The 23,841-nt window shown below is 27.8% G+C and carries 26 protein-coding genes; 25 read left to right on the top strand and 1 reads right to left on the bottom strand.

Annotated elements, in window-relative coordinates:
• Positions 1-50 precede the first annotated feature (50 nt).
• From B5E87_RS00270 to B5E87_RS00225, 10 genes are all read left to right on the top strand, one after another.
• Positions 51-1,391 carry a hypothetical protein gene (locus B5E87_RS00270; protein WP_087242802.1) on the top strand — a complete coding sequence of 447 codons (1,341 nt, stop codon included), beginning with the start codon at positions 51-53 and terminating at the stop codon, positions 1,389-1,391.
• On the top strand, positions 1,384-3,957 hold the full coding sequence (locus B5E87_RS00265) for a hypothetical protein (protein WP_087242801.1): 2,574 nt from the start codon (positions 1,384-1,386) through the stop codon (positions 3,955-3,957). Before B5E87_RS00270 ends, B5E87_RS00265 begins: the two co-directional genes overlap by 8 nt.
• A gap of 190 nt (positions 3,958-4,147) precedes the next feature.
• Entirely contained in the window at positions 4,148-6,940 is a 2,793-nt protein-coding gene (locus tag B5E87_RS00260; RefSeq protein WP_087242799.1) for a BppU family phage baseplate upper protein, read from the top strand.
• Positions 6,941-7,035: 95 nt separating this feature from the next.
• Entirely contained in the window at positions 7,036-7,920 is an 885-nt protein-coding gene (locus B5E87_RS15345; protein WP_241147092.1) for an NlpC/P60 family protein, read from the top strand.
• 19 nt (positions 7,921-7,939) lie between these two features.
• Positions 7,940-8,263 (top strand): hypothetical protein, encoded by a 324-nt coding sequence (locus B5E87_RS00250; protein ID WP_087242797.1) that lies wholly within the window; start codon positions 7,940-7,942, stop codon positions 8,261-8,263.
• 52 nt (positions 8,264-8,315) lie between these two features.
• Positions 8,316-8,708: a hypothetical protein gene (locus B5E87_RS00245; protein WP_087242795.1), complete on the top strand. Its 393-nt coding sequence runs from the start codon at positions 8,316-8,318 to the stop codon at positions 8,706-8,708.
• An 8-nt stretch (positions 8,709-8,716) separates the two neighbouring features.
• Positions 8,717-9,232 (top strand): hypothetical protein, encoded by a 516-nt coding sequence (locus B5E87_RS00240; protein ID WP_087242793.1) that lies wholly within the window; start codon positions 8,717-8,719, stop codon positions 9,230-9,232.
• Complete coding sequence (locus B5E87_RS00235) at positions 9,232-10,815, top strand: phage terminase large subunit family protein (RefSeq protein ID WP_087242791.1); 1,584 nt, start codon at positions 9,232-9,234, stop codon at positions 10,813-10,815. Before B5E87_RS00240 ends, B5E87_RS00235 begins: the two co-directional genes overlap by 1 nt.
• A gap of 224 nt (positions 10,816-11,039) precedes the next feature.
• Complete coding sequence (locus tag B5E87_RS00230) at positions 11,040-12,389, top strand: phage portal protein (RefSeq protein WP_087242789.1); 1,350 nt, start codon at positions 11,040-11,042, stop codon at positions 12,387-12,389.
• Positions 12,390-12,394: 5 nt separating this feature from the next.
• Positions 12,395-13,213 carry a structural protein gene (locus B5E87_RS00225; RefSeq protein WP_087242787.1) on the top strand — a complete coding sequence of 273 codons (819 nt, stop codon included), beginning with the start codon at positions 12,395-12,397 and terminating at the stop codon, positions 13,211-13,213.
• A 30-nt stretch (positions 13,214-13,243) separates the two neighbouring features.
• On the opposite strand, the gene B5E87_RS00220 is transcribed toward B5E87_RS00225, so the two are convergent.
• A complete protein-coding gene (locus B5E87_RS00220; RefSeq protein ID WP_087242785.1) occupies positions 13,244-13,672 on the bottom strand; it encodes a hypothetical protein in 429 nt (142 codons plus the stop codon).
• 148 nt (positions 13,673-13,820) lie between these two features.
• On the opposite strand from B5E87_RS00220, the gene B5E87_RS00215 reads away from it, so the two are divergent.
• From B5E87_RS00215 to B5E87_RS00140, 15 genes are all read left to right on the top strand, one after another.
• Positions 13,821-15,077, top strand: coding sequence for an Ig-like domain-containing protein (locus B5E87_RS00215; protein WP_087242783.1), 1,257 nt, complete (start codon positions 13,821-13,823; stop codon positions 15,075-15,077).
• 354 nt (positions 15,078-15,431) lie between these two features.
• Positions 15,432-16,157 (top strand): hypothetical protein, encoded by a 726-nt coding sequence (locus tag B5E87_RS00210; protein WP_087242781.1) that lies wholly within the window; start codon positions 15,432-15,434, stop codon positions 16,155-16,157.
• 229 nt (positions 16,158-16,386) lie between these two features.
• Positions 16,387-16,950, top strand: a complete 564-nt coding sequence (locus B5E87_RS00205) for a hypothetical protein (protein ID WP_087242779.1) — start codon at positions 16,387-16,389, stop codon at positions 16,948-16,950.
• Between the two features lie 17 nt (positions 16,951-16,967).
• Positions 16,968-17,846 (top strand): SU10 major capsid protein, encoded by an 879-nt coding sequence (locus tag B5E87_RS00200; RefSeq protein WP_087242777.1) that lies wholly within the window; start codon positions 16,968-16,970, stop codon positions 17,844-17,846.
• Between the two features lie 66 nt (positions 17,847-17,912).
• Entirely contained in the window at positions 17,913-18,290 is a 378-nt protein-coding gene (locus B5E87_RS00195) for a hypothetical protein (RefSeq protein ID WP_087242775.1), read from the top strand.
• Positions 18,287-18,574, top strand: coding sequence for a hypothetical protein (locus B5E87_RS00190; protein WP_087242773.1), 288 nt, complete (start codon positions 18,287-18,289; stop codon positions 18,572-18,574). The genes B5E87_RS00195 and B5E87_RS00190 overlap by 4 nt, the downstream gene beginning before the upstream one ends.
• Positions 18,564-18,977 (top strand): hypothetical protein, encoded by a 414-nt coding sequence (locus tag B5E87_RS00185; RefSeq protein WP_087242771.1) that lies wholly within the window; start codon positions 18,564-18,566, stop codon positions 18,975-18,977. The genes B5E87_RS00190 and B5E87_RS00185 overlap by 11 nt, the downstream gene beginning before the upstream one ends.
• Positions 18,978-18,985: 8 nt before the next feature.
• On the top strand, positions 18,986-19,375 hold the full coding sequence (locus tag B5E87_RS00180) for a phage tail terminator protein (protein WP_087242769.1): 390 nt from the start codon (positions 18,986-18,988) through the stop codon (positions 19,373-19,375).
• A gap of 68 nt (positions 19,376-19,443) precedes the next feature.
• Positions 19,444-19,833, top strand: coding sequence for a hypothetical protein (locus tag B5E87_RS00175; protein WP_158095516.1), 390 nt, complete (start codon positions 19,444-19,446; stop codon positions 19,831-19,833).
• Positions 19,834-19,847: 14 nt separating this feature from the next.
• Positions 19,848-20,246: a hypothetical protein gene (locus B5E87_RS00170; protein WP_087242765.1), complete on the top strand. Its 399-nt coding sequence runs from the start codon at positions 19,848-19,850 to the stop codon at positions 20,244-20,246.
• Positions 20,247-20,357: 111 nt separating this feature from the next.
• Positions 20,358-21,494, top strand: coding sequence for a hypothetical protein (locus tag B5E87_RS00165; protein WP_087242763.1), 1,137 nt, complete (start codon positions 20,358-20,360; stop codon positions 21,492-21,494).
• Positions 21,495-22,042: 548 nt separating this feature from the next.
• On the top strand, positions 22,043-22,249 hold the full coding sequence (locus tag B5E87_RS00155; RefSeq protein ID WP_087242759.1) for a hypothetical protein: 207 nt from the start codon (positions 22,043-22,045) through the stop codon (positions 22,247-22,249).
• Positions 22,246-22,455 (top strand): hypothetical protein, encoded by a 210-nt coding sequence (locus B5E87_RS00150; RefSeq protein WP_087242758.1) that lies wholly within the window; start codon positions 22,246-22,248, stop codon positions 22,453-22,455. Before B5E87_RS00155 ends, B5E87_RS00150 begins: the two co-directional genes overlap by 4 nt.
• Positions 22,456-22,658: 203 nt before the next feature.
• On the top strand, positions 22,659-23,303 hold the full coding sequence (locus B5E87_RS00145) for a recombinase family protein (RefSeq protein WP_087242756.1): 645 nt from the start codon (positions 22,659-22,661) through the stop codon (positions 23,301-23,303).
• A gap of 68 nt (positions 23,304-23,371) precedes the next feature.
• On the top strand, positions 23,372-23,797 hold the full coding sequence (locus tag B5E87_RS00140; protein WP_087242754.1) for a site-2 protease family protein: 426 nt from the start codon (positions 23,372-23,374) through the stop codon (positions 23,795-23,797).
• The last annotated feature ends 44 nt before the right edge of the window (positions 23,798-23,841 follow it).

Raw genomic sequence — 23,841 nt, 5'->3', positions numbered from 1 at the left:
AAAAAATATTGAAAAAATTTAACTTTAAAATCTATAGGAGGGATTTTCATATGAAATACACTAAGTTATTAATTAATAATGTTGATTATATGCATTTTTTAAAAAGTGAAAGTATTGAACTTGAAGTTAATAATTCTGATGAATATGATTTTAGTTTTATACTAACTCCATTAAAACAACATGATATTGATTTTCTAATTCAATCACAATTTGGAGAAGTTAAATTGCTTGATGAAAATGACAACATTGTCTATGGAGCGATTTTATATTCTATCAAAGCAGATGTTTTTGATAAATCCATTAATGACATCTTCTATGAAATAGAAATCGACACTCAGAGCTATACAGAAAATTGTTCGAGAATTTCTGCAAAATGGGAAATATCTCCAAACAATCCAGACCCTGACCTTAATGCCATGGAGTTAGCAATATATGATTTAGCAGAAAAATATCTTAAACCAAAAGGTATTATTGTTGATAAGAAAAACATACAAACAGGATTACATACTAAGGAAATTGATTCTGAAGATGTAAAAGATTTAAAAACTTTTACAGAAATTATGGATTTCATAGCAGAAAAAACTAAATCTCATTGGTACATTTCAAAAGAAAAAGTCTTCTATGTAGACAGAGGGATAGCTAATTATTCAATCATTGATGAACCATTTGTTTTTGTCGATGATGTAAATAGCCAAATTGATAAGAATAGACATTTCCTATCAGAAGATTTTTCAATCGAGATTTCAAATGAGGACTATTTTAATCGCCTAATTTTACATGGAGCAAGAGCAGGAGAACATTATGTTATTGATGATAATTTTTTAGATGAAAATGGAGATTTGATTTATCAGATTGAAAATAAGACTGAACAAGAAAGGTTGTCAAAACTTAATGGAAGTGATGGTATTGTTGAAAGAGAAGAAGATAATTCAAAACTCGACACAGTTGAGAATCTCAAAATGTATGGAGACCAACTTATCGCTAAGTATGGTGCACCTGTTTTGAAAATTGAGTGTAAACTATTAGATGGTTCGATAGATATTAATATTGGTGATTTTATCAAAATCAGACATAATCATAGATTCGATAGTTATTTGAACACATATAAACCAGAATTGGTTGATAAAGAAAATCTAATCTTCTGTGTTGATTCTGTTAGTGATGTCGATTATGGTGCTGCAGGAAAAATCATGAAAGAATTGGAATTAAGCCAGAGAGATGAGAATAGTGTTAATAAATCTTTTTGGGATATTTTTAAAAATGATGATGAAAGTTTTGATTTGGGTAATGAAAAAGCTAATATTTTCTCAAATTCGGTTACTGTGCAAATGAATAAGGCTATTATAACTGATGTTCAATTTAATAAAATAGAAGGTGATTTTAATGAATAGTTTAAAAAATAATTTTAAAAATCATGTAAAAGGAGTATGTAGACTTGTTATAGAAGATGATAAAGGTAATGTAATTACTGATGTATCTCAAGAAAATACCCTTAATATTAACTATATATGGGATATGTGTAGACAACAATTAATTAGAACTAATGCACATAAGCGAGAAATAAGCCCATTTGGTGGAGTTTTATTAACTAATAGTGAAATACCTAAGAATGCATATTTACCTTGCTATATGGGAAATATAGCTGGTTTTGCATCATTATATAACAAGGTTAGTGGAATATATGATATGCAAGGATATCCAGATACTACTGAAATTCTATCAAAAGATGGAGAGTTCACTTTTGAATTTAAGTGGGGTGCAACTAAGATTCTGAAAGAATTCAATACAATCTGGTTATATGGTGGTAATCATGGTGAATCATCTGTTGATGGTGGATTTCATGGTTTGATACAAGTCTGTGAACCATCTAATAAACCTCCAAGAAATGCAATACTTGGTTCATCTGGAAATGGTTTTGTCTATGGAATGTATCAAAACAGAATTTATCAATATAAGATATGTCCTGATATTAATAGTATTTATTCATTTAAAGAGATAAAAAATATACCAATATCTGGAACTATTGATACTGATATTGGCAGTTTCGAAACTAATGGAAATTACTTTGTCATTCTTCATCGAGACAGAATAACAGAAAATTGGAAAATATCTAAAATTAATATTAATGGTGATATTCAATTGACAAAAGAAGTAGATTATAAGGATTTAGTAGCTGATATAGCATGTATTAATGGTTATACATATGTTATGTCTGGTGGAGTTCTTCGAATTTATAAATCAGATGATTTATCATTTATCAAAACAGTAGATTTTGGCAATACAATATATGGTCCTCAGTCGCATATTTATAAAGATGGCTCAGATTTAATAATCTATGTTTATGACTATAATGTAACATCAATGCAAACTAAGCGAACAGATATATATGGAATCAGTGATGATTTAAGCTTTGTTAAAATTAACAGTTTTACGCATACATCATTAGCAGAGTCAGGAGAAAGATTGTATCCAATGAATCATTTGGGATACAATATCTTCTATGACACTTACTCAGGATATTTCTATAATAATCATATTTTCCCATGCACTCAAGATGTTATTATTGATGGTGGTACTGGTGAAACCTTATCATTTTCAAAACCGCTTGGATATTCTGCGAAGATTATATACAAGATATATTTTGATTTTGAAGATAAAGATGAATGTGAAAATCAAAAAATCAATCCAAGAGTTTTCCAAGATATGGTATTAAATATGCTTTTACCATCTGATAGTAAAACTGAAGGTATTAATTCATTTGGTTCATTCTTGGTGGTGGATAATGGTGATAATCAAGGATTAACAACAGCTAATACTCCTAAGATTGGTTTTGCGAACTTATACAGTCAGGAAAAAAGTCCATATCTTCCATATACTCAAGGAATTGCTGATATAACAGGGTGTAATATTAATAGACTATCTGGAATATTACAATACAGGTATGAGTTTGATTACAATGTATCTAATGGCCATATTAGTCATATTCAAACTTCAACTAATTCAATGATAATAACAGGTATGAATTCCCCTGATGGTAGATGTTATGCCCCTAAGAGAATTGCTAAATTTAATGAAGAGCATGCATCACCTATTATTAATGAACATGGACACAAGATATTAATCACAGATAATACAAGTGGTGATGCTAAGGCTTATATTTTAAGTAAATCGCTAAAAAATACAATATTAGAGCTATATCTTAACTTTTTTGACAAAGAAAATATAGACATCACTTTAAATGCCGCTAAAAATCCAATAGTATTGGAAGAAGTTAATCTTAATAATCAAGAAGTGATGCAGGTAGTTTATATAGCATCAATAAGAAAGTTTGCATGTTTTACATCAGAAAAATTATTCTGGTATGATGAGAATTGGAACTTTATCGAGCATGAAAACTTACCTTTTAAAGACGCATCAATCAACTCAACATATAATGTAACATATCATGGAGGTATGGAAGATGTTTATGCTATTATTAAAGAAAATGATAATTATAAGATTATAAGATATAATTTTGTCAAAAAGGAGATAATATGGGAAGTATCTGATTTCGGATACAATTTAGAAAGAGTTGAAGCAATAGCTTGTGATGATGAATATCTATATATTAATTGTAAGACATCAATTAATACAGTCGATAGTTATTATTTTTTAACTTACAAGATAAAAAATGATGGATTAGAACTGGAAACTTTTAACCAATCAAGACAAATCATCAATGGTTCAATAATTTCAACAAGAGGAATTTTAGGAAAGTATATTTTTTTAGAAACAACAGAAGGTGTTATTAGGAATGAATATCCAGAAGATTTAGATAAATATGGTGAATCTATTAATCAAGGAATGTTTTTATCCAAATCTACTCCTTATATTACTGCCACACATGTTTTAGAAAATGATGTAGAAAAAACTAAAGATGATTTTTTTGAAGGCATTTTTCAAATGAAATTGATTTAAAAATGTCGAATATTAGTTATATTATTTTGAAATTGGTATATAATAATGAGAATGAGAATTAATTCTTGTTCTTAATAAGTAGCCTCCATTTAATATATCTAAAAAGAGATTCTTGATGAATCTCTTTTTACTTTATTTTTTCATTATTTTTTAGAAAAAAAATAAAATATATATTAGAGAGGTGATTTTTATGCAAAAAAAATACAAAATTGAAAATATCGATTTTTATCGAACAGATATATTTAATACCAATCCTGTTAAAGATGCAGAAGACTTAAATATATGGTTTACTCAAAATGACCAAGGAACTGCTTTTATCGAATGTATTTTAGTTGATGAAAATATGACTCCTATTAATCTTGAGAATATTGATATTAATTTAAATTGGCAGCTTTCAAACAGAGAAAAAAGAATACAAGAACTTGGGATTACTAAACTTGAGGATGTTGGAAAAATATTAATAGAAATACCTTCAGAAATAATTAATGGTAAGCCTGGAAAGAATTATTTCACAATAACTCTTAATAATTCTGATAATTCATTAACAAGCGGTGCCTTTTTAGTAACAATAGTAGATTCTCTTTCTGATTCTGAAATTGTTGGAAATGAGCTTTTAACCAAAGTTAAAGATGCTGAAAGATTTGATGGAAAGACTTATCAAGAAGTAACTGAAGACATAGCTTCTAAGGTTGGTTCGATTTCAACTGAGGGGCTTGCTTCTGAAGAATATGTAGATAATGCTGTTAAAAATCTTGCATCAGAAGAATTTGTCAATAATTCCATCAATGATGCTACTAATGGTCTCGCTACTGAAAAATTTGTTGAAGATGCAATTCAAAATATACCAGAAGTTGACTTATCTGGATATGTTTTAGATTCAGAATTATCTAATGTTGCTAAGAGTGGTAATTATACTGATTTGGAAGGTAAACCAATTTTAGAATTTAAAAATACAGAATTAAATATTGATGAATTACAATATGGCTCTTATTATGTTGAGAATGTTAGAATACTATATTCCAAAAAAGACCAATCAATTGGAGAACTTTCTGGTATTGATAATGGTGTTCTTTTGGTTGGCAAGAAAATATCAGGATTAATTAACTTCACAATCATCATTTATCAATATTCTGGGTTTATAATTTATTATTCAAAAAATGGAGAATTAGCAAGACTGTCAGATAATGATATTGTTGTAAGAAATGACATCCAAGATTTTGCTTCAAATAGAGATATTGAAAATGCTATCGAAGAACTTCAAAATGATATTTCTAATGAAAATATTGCTTTCAGAGATACAATATACCAAGCAATAATTGATACTTTCTCTAAGGTTCCAGAAACTTACTTGAGTGATTATGCAACATCAGATTATGTCAACAATGCAATTGCTCAAGCAATTCAAGATTTGCCATCAGGTGGTGGTGGAGATATATCAAAAGAGGAAGTAGAGAATTTAATTAATGAAAAATTAGTAGACTATTATAATAAGACTGATATTGATGTTAGATTAAAACAATATGTCACTAATCAAGAACTTGAACTTAAGAATTATCTAACAATAGAGGAAGGAGATGAAAGATATATGCCATATGTTGATAAAACAATAGATGATTATAAGCCAAATATTGGAGAATATAAGACTGTATTAAAAGGAGATTTTTTTAAATATTTCTATGAAATTACTGATTTCTGGCCTACTAATGTAACTAATAACCATGAATTAAGGAGACCACTTTGGTTTTTGAACAAGATTCCAGGAACTGATAGATATATTATCTATGTCGGAAATTATCAAAGTGAGCATGAGAAAGGATTCTCAATTTTCCATTTTGTTACAAACAAATCGATTGAGGAAGATATTTATGTCAAAATTAGCGAACTTGGTTTAGCAATCCCTGATAACATCACTAATATTAGATTTAAAATTGCTAAAGATAAACCATTAATTAATGTTACATATTATACTGCTACTAAAGAGGCTAAAAGTGCTCTACTTTCGATAAATACAGAAAATTGGGCAATTAGTGTTGATGATGAAGTTGTTATTAAAGATAGTTCATATGGTGCATGGCTAACAGAAAACTTCTCAATATTCTCAAATGACATTGCCATCACAAAAGAATTTGATAGAATTGGATACATTTTTAACAAAACAAATGATATAACAGCATTAAATTTGGTTTTTTATGACATCAATTTTGATGAAGAAAGCTCAAAATATAAGTTTGAAAATAAAATTGAATTACCATCTTATTATTCAGATTTTGGCGGATATTTTAGTTCAAATTTTGATTTCATCGACAAAAACCATATTATTATAGGCTATTGGAATAAGAATAGTATAATGATTGGCACTATCGATGATGCAGAAAATATAATTACATATGATAGTTATACAGTTAATTTAACAGCTGAATTTTCAAAGATTATAAATAATTATTTATTTATTTTCGGGAGTGCTAAATATTCTGAACAAGCACTCTGTTCTTGTTATAAGATTAATTCTGATTATACAATTGAAAAAACTGATATTTTGAATGACATATCTCTTAAGGATAGCTTAAACCCTTGGAAAAAATATTGTCCTTATGGAACAGGACCAACTTTTAGAGCTAATTATGATGATATACCAGCATATCGACCAACTTTTGTTAGAGAAACAGAAAATGCAATATATATTACTCATACTGGTTATAATTATGATTTGTTTTATGCATCTAAAGCAGGCACTATTTGTTTCAATAAGGTAACAGAAAAATTTGAATACTTCTATCCAAATTTCAGTAATTATAACAGACAATTGACAGATTTTATTATCGATGGACAAAAAGGACTTGGAGTTTATAAGAACAAGATATTTATTTTTGATATCTTGAAAGAAGAACCATTGGTGGTAAAGGCTGGTAGTGGAATATTATACTCTTATGCCAATTGTGGTATCCCAGAATCTCAACAATCTGATTTTGAAGAAGAAGCATAATGCTTCTTTTTTTAAAATAAGTTTGTTAGCTTTTTCATAAATAGAATTTAGAAAAATATAATATATTAAATAGAAATATAAGGAGATGATTTTAAATGGCTAAGATGAAAGTTAATGATTTTTGTAAGAAAGCAATTGAAGTTGAAAAAATTAAAACATTATATGGATGGGGTAACTTCATGAACGCTAAGAATGGAATATATACACTATGTGATTGTTCGGGATTGATTAAGGGTATCTTATGGGGGTATCCAGAAAAAGGAATATATGCAAGCAATGGTGTTCCTGATATTAATGCTAACACTATGATTTCAAGATGTTCTGAAGTAACTACTAATTTTAAAAAGATAAAAACTGGTTGGCTTGTTTGGATGGAAGGACATATCGGTATCTATGTAGGAAATGGTGTGGTTGTAGAATCTTCGCCAAAATGGGAAAATGGGATTCAAAAAACATACTGTGTTGGGTCTCCATATAAGAATTCTGCTAAGTTGAATGAAAGAAAATGGAGTAAATGTGGAAAATTTGACAAATATGTGGATTATTCACAAGAAACACAAAAACCATCTAAACCATCTACATCTACTAATTATTATCCAAAATATACTGGTTCGAGTAATTCAATATCTGATGCTTTAAAATCAATTGGTGTTGATAATTCTTATAATAACAGAGCTAAAATTGCTAAAATTAATGGAATTAGTAACTATACAGGGACTGCATCTCAAAATACCAAATTATTGAAATTGTTAAAAGATGGTAAATTGAAAAAGACTTCTACATCTACTACTAATTATTATCCAAAATATACTGGTTCAAGCAACTCAATTTCTGATGCTTTAAAATCAATTGGTGTTGATAATTCTTATGATAACAGAGCTAAGATTGCTAAGATTAATGGTATTAGTAATTATACTGGTACTGCTTCTCAAAATACAAAATTATTGAATTTGTTAAAAGATGGTAAATTAAAAAAATAGATAAGGAGGATTAGTTAATATGAATCAAATATATATGATATTAGCATTATTATTAGTTATGCTAATTAATACATTGCAAGGTTGCACGCTTGCTAACTTAAAAGAGATTTTTGATAAACAAGCGTTAATTAATGGCTTATACAAAAGCGGAATTATACTAATTAGTTTTGTCGGATTATATGTATCAATTCATTTTATTCCAGAACTCGAAATTTTTGGGTTTACAGGCGTAGAGGTAATTAATGGTATTACTGCTATTGCAATTGTTAAGTACGCAATTGACATAGCTAATAAATTAATAGAGTTGATTGGATTAAGTGTCAATGATTTTGAAAAAAAATAAAAACAAATTAAAAAAGGGGTTATAAACCCCTTTGATTTTAGAGGTGATTTTTGTGGAACAAAAAATTATTGAGTTAAAAAATGAGATTGATAATTTAAAAAATGAAATTGAAAACATCAAATTTTCGATTAAAGTATCTAAAAATAATCAAAAAGAGTTATACAAGAGAATTGATACCTTAAATAGCGAAATTAAGCAGCTTAATGACCAAATTATACTTTTTATGGCCAAAAATGACACAGCGACAATTGTAAAGGATATTACCGATGAACTTCTTAAGGGAACTCTTCAGCTTAATGAGAATAATAATGAGAAAATCAATGAACAGATTGAGTTTATGAAAAAAACCCAAATAACATTTATCATCGCTGCAATAGCAATAATCCTTGGTGCAGCATCATTAATTTTTCCACAAATCCCTCATTTATTGCAAGTGCTTGGGTAGGTGATTTTATGAACAGTAGACAAAAGAAAGATTATGCTTTTAAAGAATTTTTAAAAGGAAGAAGCCTAAAAGAAATATGTAATGATATTGATACTGATACTGGTAAAAAAATTATGTCTTACAGTCTAATTTCAAAAATTTCTGCTAATGAAAATTGGTCTCAACTAAGAAAAGATTATATTGATGAGAAAAAGAATGATATAAAAAATGAACTCTTAGCAGAAGATTTACAATTTTCTAAAAAATTTATTAAAAAAGCGAACATAATAATAGACCTAACACTTGATAACTTATCACAATCAGGGTTCAAGGATGAAAAAGCAATAGTTCAATTCTTAAAATTTCTTGAAGATTATAAGGATAAAATTAAGGGTGTTGATGATGTTATAAAGGTTCAAACTGAAATCATTTCTGATGAAGAACAACTAAATCTATTAAAAAATATTGCTCAAGAAATAGCAATTAATAGCCAAGAAAAAGCCCATTCTCTTGATGATTTTTTTGATAACAATGATGATGCTTAATGTTATTTTATGATGAAAAAGAAAAAAATCCTCTGACAGACAAGCAGCTAAGATTTTTAATAGAATCGAAAGCTATTCCGGATATTACAACTTGGGAAATTGTTTGTCGATATATAATGAAAATGAGGCTTTCTGATTGGCATTTCAAAGCAATGAATGAGACTCTTCAGCATGGATGCACATTAACAATGGCTCCGAGGGGAATTGGTAAATCTTATCTATTAACAACCTCTTATGTTTTGTTTAAGATTTTAAAATACAGAAATATCAGAATTGGTGTTGTTTCAGCTAACTACACAAGTGCACAAGCATTTTCTATGGAATTGAAACAATATTTTGAGAAAGATATGTCACCAATTTGGGATATTTTCGGAGATATAAGAGGAGATAAGTGGTCTGGCTCTAAGTTTTCGCTTAAAAGGGACAAAATATACAAGGAGCAGACTGTATCTTGTTTTTCTATGCAATCCACTAATGCAATGGGAACACACATGGATGAGTGGATTTTTGATGATATTGTTAGCGAATTGAATAGTGATACTGAGCAGAAAAGGAATAAGCTTAAAAATAGGTTCCATTCTGTATTTGAGAAGGCAATAGTTCAAACAGGACCTAAGATATTTAGATTTATCGGAACGCCTTGGCATCCTAATGATTTCTATGTTTATTTAAGGCAAAATCCTGTTATGGCTAAAAAATATCATCAAATAATTCTTCCTGCAATTATTCTTAATAAGAAAACAGGTGAGCAGAGAAGTATTGACCCAGTTCAATTAAAATGGGAAGACTTGATGGAAGCTAAGGCTATTGATACAAGAAGTTGGAAAATGCAATATCTTATGCAAACTTTTAATGATGGTGGAACCTTATTCAAGTCGAAAGATATCCAATATTATCGAGACAGTGGAGTTGAGAATGGGAAAGCTTATGTTACAAAAATAATTTCTGAAGAATATAGAGATGAGAAAGAGTCTTTTAAGGAATGTAAGGTCAAAAAAATATTCATAAAATCTGTCTGGATTGGTTGCGACTTGGCATCTGCCGGAAAAGATAAGAGCGATGACATGGTAATAGCTGTTGTTGGAATTGATGATTTAAATAATATATATCTTCTTGACATATATGTAGGAAAACCTCAAGCTTCTAATATTTTAAAGGTGATTAATAAAATGTATTTAAAATGGAATATGGCTAAAAGGGTTGGCATTGAATCTAATGCTTTTCAGAAATTCTTATATGATTTGGTTAATGAAAATTATAATATTCCAACTAAAAAAATAGTTACTTCTAAATCGAAGTATGATAGATTCTATCAATTTTCAGCAGAATTTGAAAAAGGAAAGGTCTTTATAAAACAACCATATTCTAATTTGGATGAAGAATATAAGAAACAATACAATTCTCATTATTATAAGTTGGAAGAACAATTGCTTAATTTTGTGGATGGCAAAGATGGAACACATGATGATACAATCGATGCATTCTGCATGGGTTGGGAACTATATGTATCATCTACTGTTTCAGAAATTGAAAGTGGAACAGTTGAGAATATATCTCCAGGAACATTTTCTGGTTTGTGGTAAAGAAAAAAAGAGTAAATATACTCTTTTTTTTAAATTAAAGAAATTAATTTGTTGATATTTTAAAAAGAAAGGTAAAAATGAATAATGCTTATTTTTGATAAATTTATCTCTTTTTTTATCTCCTTTCATCATTATTATATTACATTATATTTTATGAAAAAACACTTTATAACTTTTTATAAAAAAAAATATAAAAAATATAATAAATTAAAAGAGGTGATATTATGCTAAATTATGAAAGTCAAATCATTTTTATCAAAAAAAATCCAGATTATCTTCTTGAATTAGTAGAAGAACATATTTCTAAGGTCAATGCTAAAAAATATGAGGAAAAAGAAAAATATTATCATTTTAAGAACACAGGAGATAGTTTCGATTTCTCATTAGGAGAGCTATTAGTTGATACATATTCTGGTTTAGCTATAAATGATATATATATTCAGAATAAGACAGACAGAGATGTTGAAAGAGTTGTTAAGAATGTCTTAAGCAATGTCGATTTTACTAATTCTGTTAAAGACAAATGTTTGAAAAAGTCATGCATTCTTGGAACATCATTTATTCAGCTTGCAATCGAAAAAAATAATAAGAATGATATAGGAGACTTAAGAATACTAACTCTTTCTCCTTATAACACATTTGTAAAATATGATGAATTTAGCAGAGGAAGATGGGCTTTTAGGTACTATTTATCAACAGATGCTGTTGGAAGAATTACTGACAAGAGCCACCTTGTAGTTGAATTTATTGATGATAAATACATAACTATTTTTGAGAAAAATCTTGATAAACTTGTTTTTAAAAAAACATACCTTCATGGATTTGATAAACTTCCTATTGCTGAATTTTCTTTAAATGAATACAGAAGCGATATTTTGACAAAAGCGATAAAGGGCACAAGGAAGGCAGTTGAGGTTCTAAACAATGCTGATTTTGCATTAAGAAAAGCCTTGAAAGAATATATGATAGCTCACAATATACAAGCTCCAGATGGCGTTGATATCGCAGATGTTGTTAAGAATATATTGATTAATAGAGTTGGTGTTGTCAATGATAAGGTAACTGCTGATGGTGCTCAAAAACTTGAAAGTGGTATTGAGATAGTTTCTGGCTCAGGTATTACTAATTTTAGTGAGTGGCTTGAATTTTGTAAATATATTGTACAACTTGTTTTTATTACTTCTAACATTCCTAATTTTCAAAGTGAGGATTTTGTGAATCCTCAGAGCGGTGAGGCATTAAAGATGCAATTAATACCAGCTAATGCTAAGATTGGCAGTACTGTTGGATTTTTTAAGAAATCTATAAGATATATACTTGAAGTTCTCGAACCTTATTTTAGGGTAAAATACAACTTGGAATATAATGTAGAAGATTTCGAAATTAACATCACAAGTTATCAATATTCTGACATTAATGAGGTTGCACAAGCCATCACACAGTTAAGCAATAGTGATATGTTCAGTGATGAGACCTTAATCAAACTTAGTGGTATTGTTGAGGACGCCAGCAAGGAGATTGAGGCTAAGCAAGCTCAGGATGCTAAGAACTTAGCAGAATACATCAATAGGTGATTGTTATGAAAAAAAGAGATGAAAGATTAATCCAAAAGAAAAAAAGGCTATCCAATGAATATGATAGTCTTTTTGAAAAAATTGTTGAAATATTGATTAAATATAGAACTGAGGTTAAGGATTGGAATTATTCTGAGTTAAAAAAATATAATAGACTTGTTAATTTTGACAAAGAAATTTCTAATTTATTAAGAGATTTTTCTAAAGAAGAACTTGAAGTTGTTAATGAAATTCTTGTTGATGAATTTAAGGAATCCTGGAAAGAAACGCAATCCAAAATTCATAAGAGAAAAAAAATGCCAGAAGAAAAAGAAATTAAGAAAATTGTAAATTATCGAAATTCTAATGATGGTCTTAGTGTCGAGGAAAGAAACAAGAGAAATGTTGATTACCTGTCTTACAAGATACATGGAACTGTTGTTAAGAATTCTAAGGAAAGCAAGGATTTTGATAAGTTAATTAATCAAGATTTAAATAATTTGAAAAAAAACCATGTTTCAAAAACATCAACAAGACAGTTGCAAGATGATATCACGCAGGCTGAAAGCTTAGGAGTAATGTTCTTGGCTGCATCTCTTAATGGAACATATGATGATGTTTATAATACTGTTGTTAATGGTGGTGATTATGCTGATGTTTCTCAAAAAAAAGAAATATGGATGTTATATTACATAACAGCAGGAGATGGAAGAGTATGCTCGAGTTGTTTGGAAAGAGAAGGTAATTATTATCCTGCTGATGGTAGTTTTAGCATACCAGACAACACTCACCCTAATTGTAGATGCGAGTTGTTGCCTGAACTTGTTGAAAATGATTTTTATTAAATTAAAAAAGCCGAAATTATCGGCTTTTTATTAATATTCAAAATTTGGCACTTTAATTTTTTCTGAAATTACAACTTCCTTACATGCTTTAACCACAGATTCTTTTATTAATTTTTCATTAGTTGGAAAAATTTCAATATTCTTTTTTTCAAAATCTAAGTTATATCCTTTATCATTGCTGTTAGACATCAAACTAATTTTCCATTTTGGTGAAAATTCTGAAATATAACAAGAATAGCTTTGACTATTAGCTTCATAGAAACTATGTAATAATCCAGTTTTTTTCCATTCTAAAATAGCATTTTCATTTTCATAAACAATATCAATTGTTTCACTATTAATAATAATATTCTTAGATGCATTAACTTTCTTGCTAACATTTGTTAGTAAGAATAGGATATTAACAATAATTAATGTGATTAATACCAAATATTTGATTTTATTTAATTTTTTATTCATTTTTATTTCTCCTTTTTTATATCTTTATATTTTATTATATTAATTAGGTGGTGCAGATATAACTTATTAATTATATTTTTTTAAAAAAAATTGTTATATTTTTAAAAATATTGTAAAATATTTTTTGGTAAAAAAAGGAGAGGAAAAGATGGAAAAGTTAAAAACAAAAAAGGGAATATTAACTATTAGTGTTATATTAGTTGCAATTGTTATAGCAATTTTATTATTATTTTTAAATAATTCTAAAGATAATCAAAAATTGTTTTATCAAGTAGATAAAACTATTGAATTAGCTACAACTGATACTTATCAATTAAATGTTAAAGATGCAACTAATAAAAAAATTAATGCCGCATTTAGTTCAACTAACGCAGAAATTGCAACAGTTGATAAAGATGGAATTGTAACAGGAGTTAAAGAAGGCATTACAACTGTTATTACAAAAGTTGATGGTCAAGAATTAAAAACAACTGTTTCAGTTAAAAATCTTGAGTTTATTGTTCCTGAAAAATTAACAGTAGAAACAGGAAAATCAGAAAAAATTGAAGTTAAAGAAAATTCATTAAGCGATGTATCATTTGAAAGTGATAATTTAAATATTGTCACTGTTAGTAATATAGGTGAAATTAAAGGCTTAAAAGCAGGAACAGCTAAAGTTACAGTTAAATTAAATAAGCAAGAAAAAATTTGCACTATTACTGTTTCTGATAATAAAGTAGAAAATAAAGATGAAAAAGTTACTAATAGTGAATCAACTTCAAATAGCAACTCAAGTAGTAATTCAAGCTCTACTGTTTCAACTGGAAGTGCTTCTAAACCAACTAATTCAGATAAACCAACATCTTCAAATAGTAGTAGTTCTTCATCAAGCTCAAGCAAACCAAGCAATAGCGGTAATTCATCAAGTAGCAATTCTGGAAGTTCTAAACCATCTAATAAACCAAGCGGTGGTTCTTCAAGTAGTAATAGTGGTAGTGGTTCTTCTTCTAATAGTGGCTCTGAAAAGCCTTCTACACCTTCTCAAACTGTTAGTTATGAGTATTTTGGTAAAACTGCCTATAACTACTTATTGAATCAAGGAGGTAAAGTCATTAATGGTGATGCATATATCGGAAATCCTAATTTTGAAGGAGTAGGAAATCCAGATATAAATCAACCTTTAGCCAAAGTTCATAATGTTGGAAGTAAAGATTATGATTATTCAGTAACATTAGCAGGTTCAATTGTTGATAAAGAATCCTTTGTCATGCAAATGGCAAGAGGTACTATGCCAGATGCTGATATTGTTATTAATAAATTTTTAGATGGTGAACAAAAAATTACAGTAAATGGTAGAACTTACACAGTTAGTATGTCTAAACTTGGTTATACTTTTAAAGTTTCTGCTAAGAAAATTGTTAAATAAATAATTAATTAATAGCTGGTCTTAGAACCAGTTTTTTTTATTTTATAAATTAAAAACCGGTTCTTGCCTTTTTCTGTTAAAAAAAGATAGTGCTATTTCTTACTGAATATAGATAGTTCTATTAGAATACCATCTATCCTTTTGTTTTTTAAACAAAAAAATAACAAAACTTAATAGCAGATTAGCTTGATTTGCGAAAAAGCAATATAAATACTTGTGTGTTTTTTTTAGATAAAACACATTTTTTTATTTTAATTAGCAAAAAAAGTTATTTTTCTCACCACTTGAGCATAGATTACTAAAAACAGAAAAGAAATTTATGTTTTTAGTAATTTTTTAACAGGAAGTGGTGATATGTTTGAAATGCATGAGCATGAGAAGAAAGCACAAGATTTTACTTTTTTGAATTTAAATAAATTTATTAATAAATACAAGAAATATATACATTGTTCAAAAAAAGAATTAATGAGAGATATTCCAGAAGAATTATTTAAAATGATAGAAAATAGGCAGTATTATATCGATGATGATGTATATCAGAAACTATTAATGTATCCTAATTTTAAGAATATTGTTGATAAAAAAAGAGATAATAGAACAGTTACTGCTCTAATATATTATGTTATCACAACCACAATATATGAGAATGTCTTAATTGAAATCTTAAAAAACTTAAATTGTCAAGTAGAAAGAACTGGAACAAGCTTCCAATATGACATGTCAAAGGCTAAGAATGATGCTGACATTACTGTTGTAGATGGTGATAATGTTTTTAAATTGGAATTGCAAAGGAGTAATTTTGTCCTAAGAAATAATCCGCTGGAGGTTAAGTATTCTAAGATTAATAAGAATATATTAAATTATATTATAGATAATGATGGTAATTTAAGATTCCTAATTGTTAATGTTGGAAAATCTTCTATTAAAAAATATGATGCTGCTTATACTAATTATCTTAATTGTTCTCATAAGAAGGGCTACTATCTTAATAATATTAAACTTGATAATTTCTTAAAATTAGAAGATGTATTAATTTCATCTAATAATTTCGATGACTTTTTTAAAAAATCTTTTTGTTAAAATAAAAAAAATTATATTCATAATTATTATGAATATAATAAATATGAATAACTATTGTTATTCGGATTTCATTTTTATTCCTCCTCCATTATTTTAAAAGAGCATTATAAAGCTCTTTTTTTTAAAAAAAATGCATTATAAGTTAAATAATAATTATATTTTTATTTTAAAAAAATAAAATAAATTAAAAGAGATAATCTCTTTTTTCTAAAATAAAGGAGGTATTATCATGGATAAAGATATTGATGTAAATTCTAATGAAGAAGAAAAAAAAGATGTGGATTCGACTACTGCTGAATCAGAAGAATCAAAGGAATCTTTCACTAAGGAAGAATTACTTGATTATGTCAAAAATGAATTAAAAAAACAGAAAGAGGCTGAAGAAGAAGCTAAAAGAAAAGCTGAGGAAGATTCGAAATTATCTGAAAAAGAAAAAGAAGACCGAGATTTAAAAAATGCTCAAATCAAGCTGAAGGTTGATAGATTTAATTTCGACATCGAAAAATATAAGGCATCTCTTAATCTATTAGAAGATGAAACTCTTTCTAAATTGCTAAAAACAGATGCTTTCATTAATTCAGAAAATGCTGTTGAAGATGCTAAGGATTTTATCAACAATTACAAAACAGCAATTGATGGTGCGTATAACAAAGGAAAAGCTGATGCTGAAGCTGATTTTAATAAAATTAAGATGGGTGGTCAAGATATCTTTGATGGTTTTTCGCAGAAAAAACAGAACCCTAAAATTACCGATTTTGATAGCTTTTTCGATTCATTAGAAAAAAATAATTAATAGGAGTTGATTATAATATGATGGATACTTACACTTTTCCAAAATTACAAAAAAAGGATTTTGATAAAGTAATGGGAATCTTAGATGTTCCTAACACTGCTACATATTCTCTTTTATTAAATCACAAAAGAGTTTCTAAGACATCTCAAGAAATTTTCAATGACAAATACGCAAAAATTGGAGATAGAACTTACTCTGGAAAACAGAGAGAAGGTTCAGCACCAGCTAATGCTGAAAAATCCACTTATGAATATGTAGAAAACGCTTGTGAAATTTTCAAGAAAACTGCTAAAGCTACTGCTACTGCAATCGCTGTTGCTAAAGCTAATGGCGAAAACATCATTAAAAATGAATTGCAATATTCTTTAATTGCAATCAAAAAAGATATTAATCATGCAATTGTTGTTGGTGAATTATCTAAGACAGACCCAAGAGCTACTGCTGGTTTCAAGAATTTAGTAGCAGAAGAAAATACTTTTGAAGTAGAAGGCGAATTAACTAAAGCAATTATCGACAACATGGTTCTAAAAGTTAGTAAGGTTGCTAAAGGTCAATTATTCTTAGCTGTTTCATCAGCAGATTTACCAACATTGCAAGAATTATTATTACAAGGAAAAACAATTAATGTTAATGATGGTGGAGACGCTATTGCTGGTGTTGCTGTAACAAAATACAAATCAGTATATGGTCCTGTTGTCAATATTTATTGCGAAGATGAACTATCTACTGGAGAAGTCTTAGTTTATGATATCGCAAGTGTTGGAATTAGAGTCTTAAGAGATTTTTTCCAAAAAGATAATGCTAAGGATTTCGATGGAGAGTTATCAGAAATCATCACTGAATTAGGTGCTACTGGTAATCCACAAGCTATCGCATTAGCTAAACCACAAGTTTAATTTTTAAGAAAAAACAGGGAAATAGTATTGGCTGTTTCCCTTGTTTAATAACAAGGGGTGGTTAATATGATTGACATTCAAACAATATCTTCTAATGTAGAAGTTATAACAGGGGCAGATTTCGAGAAAATAGAAATCATCGCTAAAAAATCTAAAATCGAAATATTAGCTGAAATAGGAAAAGAAGAATCTGAAATTGATTCAAAGTATTTTGATGAAATTTCATCAATAATAGAAGATTTGACTATTTACAAACTAAACACACTGGAAGTTAGTGGAATTCAGAGCCAGAAATTTGACATAATACAGACAACATACCGAGAATCTACTACCTATCCATCATCTCTTTTAAAACAGATTAGCAACATTGTTGAAAGAATTAATCCTAATTCTTCTATTAAATCATCAGGTTATGCCACTATATCTGCTCCTTTAGATTTATGATGCTTGATAAGTTTTTGACTGAAAAAGTCAAATTTCAAAAATTAATTAAAATCGATGAAAATGGCATGCCTGTTTATCAGAAAGAGAGTTATTTACAATGTTACAAGAAAAGAGAAAAGAAAGTAATGACAACTACTAATGATAGTGTCATTACTCAAACCATTATTTCAAACTATTATGTTATGACTGGAAGAGTTAAAGCAGGAGATTTGATAGATGGAGTAGAAGTATATCAGGTTCAGAAAATTAAGGAAATTGGGTTGGATTTGGTCTATGTCAAATAAGAATATTTCTAAGGGTTTTAAGCAAATAGAATCTGATATTAATCTTAAAATACAGGATGGAATGGCTGAGGTAATATTGTCTGTTGCAAGAAAAAGTAATGAGATATGCCCGATGGATAAAGGAGAATTAAGAAAGTCATTAGGGGTTTATTTCAATGGAAAAAAAATAGGCTCTGGTAGTAAGACAGGTGTTTTAAGAGAATTGAAAATTAAGACTTATTCTAACATCAGTCCTAAGTATATTGGTTCAATAGTTTATGATTGCAAGCACGCAATCTATCCGCATGAGATGGATGATGAAGCTACTAACTGGACTACTCCAGGAACTCATTCTAAGTATCTTGAGAATCCTCTCTATCAAACAGATTTGGTTTCTGAATTTTCTAAAGGATTTAAAAAATAGGTGATTATATGAGTTATATCGAACTTGTTCAGAAATTACTCAAGGAAATTTTAGAAACAGAAAATATTTCTATTGGAAAAATCAAACCCACAGGCGATGTTATATACTTAAGACAGACAGGAGGAAAGGGACTCGAAAAATGCCAATCATTTAGAAATAGTTACTTGTATGAAGCAAAAATTCAAATAATGATATACAATGATGATTTGTTAAATTCATTTAGATTATCGGATTTGATTGAGCACAAATTAAATAATGTATCTGGATATGTTGTTGATGATGTTGAAATTTTTTCGAGTGAAAAAATTAGTGGGCCTATTGATTTGGGCTTCGATGAAAAGAATAGAAAGCTTATTTCTTTAAATTATATTATTAATTTTGTTAACGCAAAAAATTGAGGTGATTATATATGGCAAATTCAATTATTAAAGGAGATAAAGTTAGAGTGAAGGTATCTAACACAGAGATGACTACACCTTGGTCTGAAGATGGTCAGTTTGTGGAAACATCTTATAAAATTGAAGTTAAATCACAGAGAGACTCTGCTGATACTACTGTTTTCTTGGATGAATTCAAAACAAAAGTATTCATGAAAAAAGATGTAACTTTAACACTAACCTGCAGACAAGCAGTAAATGACCCTGGTCAAGATTTGATTAAAGAATGTGAAGATACTAATACTGATTTCTACATTGCTTTCACAAAAGATTACACACAAGGTGCATGGTCTCAGTATAAGGTGGCTTGCGAGTCATATGATGAGGGATTAGAGGTATCAAATCTTACTGACACAAGTTACTCACTCGCATTAGCACCTGGAGCTACATTGATTAAGTTACAAGAACCACAAGATTAAGTTGGTGATTTATTATGGCAGAAAAATTGTCGCAAATTATCAAAGGTGATACTGCATATATTAAGGTGAAGAAATCAGGAGATTCAAATTCTTCTATCTTGTATGAGTGTAGAAAAGTTGAAATTAAGAAATCTAAGGAGAAAAAAGATGTTACACAATTTCCTTATGATTATACAACATATATTGTCATGGGAAAAAAAGAAATCACTATTACATTTGAGTCATATACTGTCAATGAGTATATTAAGGAAGCTATTGAGTCTTTAGATTCAGATATTCTGTTTGATATAGAAATATACAAGGATGATACTCATAAGGAAGTATTTACTAATATGATAATGGTGAGTGATACTAATGTTCTTGATGTCAATGATGTTGAACAATATACGCTTGAATTCACTAAGGGAAAATAAAGGAAAATAAAGATGGTTAGTTTTTACTAACCATCTTTTTTGAAAAAATAGTTAAATTAAGTTATATTCGATTCATATTTCTAATATATTATAATGTGGAGGTGGTGCAGTATGATTGATACTTTGTGTTTTAACAACAAGGAAATTAACCTAAAACATAAGGAATGGCTTATCTTAATGAAAAATTCTGGAAATATAAATGAAATTGTTAAATCTCAGATTTTTGATGAAGAAATCTTATCAGAACAGCTTAATAATAATTCATCAATTTTTAAATTGTTCAACCATAACATTTCTAATTATAGATACAAAAATAAATTAAAAATTGAATCTTTTGAAGAAGCAGAAAAACTAATTAACAGATTAATTAGTTTCTCAGATATATTTGGCGTTAAAGTAAATGAGGATTTTAGAAACATGTTCTATGTCTCTGGAACAATGAGAGTATTAAGAAACAATAAATTGATGTTTCATTTTTCAGAAAGATTAATTTTCAATGAAGGTAAGAAATATGAGTTTGACCACAAAAACATAACTTGCACTGTAATACAATTATTTAAAGTAGTAAACAATATAAGGTTCTATCAAAAAGCAATCGAGCTTCTTTGCGAAGAATTAAATATTGAAATTGTTGGAATGGAGATGAGAATCAAGATGAGAGAAAGAAAAAAAATTATTAATAATATTTCCAAAATCAAGGAAATAGACAGATATCGACATTTAAGTCAAATGATTAAGAAAAACATGTTTGTTTTTGAGCAAATACAGATGTTGGCTTTAGATAACTCTTATAAGAATTCATTTAACAATAATGGAAATATCATAATCCTTTTAACATCATCATATATTCATAATTTGCTAAAGAAAATCAATGAATCAATTACTCAAGAAGAAGGAGAAAATTTTAAAACAAAAACAAAAGTATTATCTCAAGCTTATATTCGAAGATTAATGGTTACATATCAAGTATTAGGATTAATCAATATTGTAGATAATCCACCTGAACAATTAAGAAAGATGGAAAATAAAAATAATAAGTTTTCAAAAGACATGAAATATTATATAATCCAAGAATTAACTAATGCAAAACTTAAAGAGGCTGATATTTTGGCTAAGAAATTGTTAGATAATGGTGTTAGAGTTTCTAACATTACTAAAGATAAGATTAACTTAGCATTAGAAGGAAAAATGTTAGATGTAAAAGAAGAAGATATAGATGATATAATTATGGATTTTTCTATTAAGTAAAAAAGCGGGTTAAACCGCTTTTTAATTTTTGTCTCAAAAAACAATTTATTTTTGAGATGTTTCAAAAATAAAAAACATAACTTTTTGGGATAAAAAAATCACTTAATATATATTGTATCAAAAGGTATACCTTTTGAAACTCAGTTGCATCACTCGAACATCATATCAATTATATCCATTGATAAAACTGATATAATTATATTGTATTAATCATTAAGGAGGTTTTATTATGCTAAAAGTAATTGTAGATATGTTCAAGTCAATAATATTATTACCTATTTTTCTAATATTATTATTTTGTTTTTCTTTCAATAAAAAAAATAATCAAATAATTATCAAGGAACTAAAAGATGATATCTTATGCTCATTGTCAAGCATATCATTATTGGTATTTACATTAATGATACCATTCACAATTTTAATTAACTTATGACCTATTATTTTTAATAAAATAATAGATTTTTTTTAAAAAAATGTCGAATAAAAGTTATAAACTGCACCACTTGTTAATATTATATATTATAAAGAATTTAAGGAGGTTTTTATATATGAAAAATAATAATTATGATTTTATTTTAGATGATTTGAAAAAATTATATGATAACTCAGATGTGTCTACTAAAAAAGAAATTGAGCGTGTTGTTGATAAATTTACTGATATTTTATTTAAAGCTTATAATAAAAAAGTAGATAAGTTTAATGAAGCAGCAGGAGGATATGGTCGAAAAAATATAAGAAGAGGAAACAATTTATGATTAAATTTTTCAAACAATACATAAAAATTAGAAAAATAAGAAAAAAATTAAGTATTGAACTCGATTATAATCCAGCTGACCAGTTACTTAATGATTTATATCTATCATGCGAAGACTTAATCGATAAGGCTAATAAAATTATCATAGCTTTCTTATCAATATTTATATTAATAATAATAATTGGAGGTGTTGTATTATGGCTATAATTTTTAAAATACTAAACACAATGATTAAACCATTATCATATATTGATACTAAATTGTATCTTGAGTTTAAATATAGAATTTTTCAACATGAATACAGAAATTTTAAAAAAAATACTAAAAAAAGCCGATAAATTGGCTTTTTTTATTAAACAATAATTTTTTGCATATAATATAAAAATAATAAAAAAGAAAGGATAATTAAAATGGAAAAAGTAAAAGAAACAACTAAAAGAATCTATGCGTATGCAAGAGTTTCGACAAGAGAGCAGAACTTAGATAGGCAAGTTATATTGTTTAAGGACAAATACAAGATTGATTCAAAAAATATCTATGCTGAAAAAATATCAGGTAGAATTAGTGGAAAGGATAGACCAGTATTCTCTTATTTAATAGATGTATTATTAAGAGAAGGAGATACATTGGTAATTGATTCTATCAGCCGCCTTGGTAGAACTTATAAGGATATCTTAGAAAATTGGAAATTGTTGAACAAGTTGGGTATATATGTGGTTGTAGATGATATGCCTTTTCTCGACACAAGACCTAATTCTAAAGATGGTGGTGTTATGACAGAATTAATTATTGATTTGGTAACAACACTTCTCGCATATTGTGCAGACAGAGAAGTTGCTGAGAAAAAAAGAGCACAGATGGCTGGCATAGAAGCTGCAAGAAAAGCTGGAAAATGTATCGGAAGACCAAGAGTTGAGATTCCTGATAATTTCCCAAAAGAGTATAGAAAATGGAAAAGTGGTCAGCAGACTGCGACTCAGACTATTAGAAGATTAGGAATGTCACATAGTACATTTTACAGAATTGTTAAGATTTATGAAAAAAAGAAAATTTAATTTTTCTTTTTTATTTTTAATAAAGATTTTTAATATAATATAAAAAACATTAAAATGAGGTGAATTATATGTTATATTTTATTTTTGAACTACTATTGATTGCAATAAGTGTTTTTGCTCATGAATTAGGACATTTTTTAGCTTGCAAAATTTTAAATTTTCAAGTTTTTGAGTTTAGTCTTGGAGTTGGACCAAAATTATTTACTTTAAAAAATTTTACACTAAGATTAAATCCAATAGCATCTTATGTTGTTTATGGATATGAGACAGAAGACACTTCAACAGAATATTCTATTAAAAAATCAATTGTATATGTTTCAGGGATTTTGATGAATATGTTAATGGTAGTATTAGGAATACTATTAAATAGTCATGTCTTTGTTTTCATCAACACATTTTTGATAATTTTCAACACAATTCCGATTAACAAAACAGAATCTGGTTTTTCTTCAGATGGAAAGAAATTTTTCAATGAAATAAAAAAAATTGTTTAATAAGACAATTTTTTTTTAAAAAAAGTAATAACTGCACCACTTGA

The sequence above is a fragment of the Massilimicrobiota sp. An142 genome (genome assembly GCF_002160725.1).
Classification (GTDB): Bacteria; Bacillota_I; Bacilli_A; order Erysipelotrichales; family Coprobacillaceae; genus Allocoprobacillus; species Allocoprobacillus merdigallinarum.
This window is presented reverse-complemented; position numbering and strand designations above follow the sequence as displayed.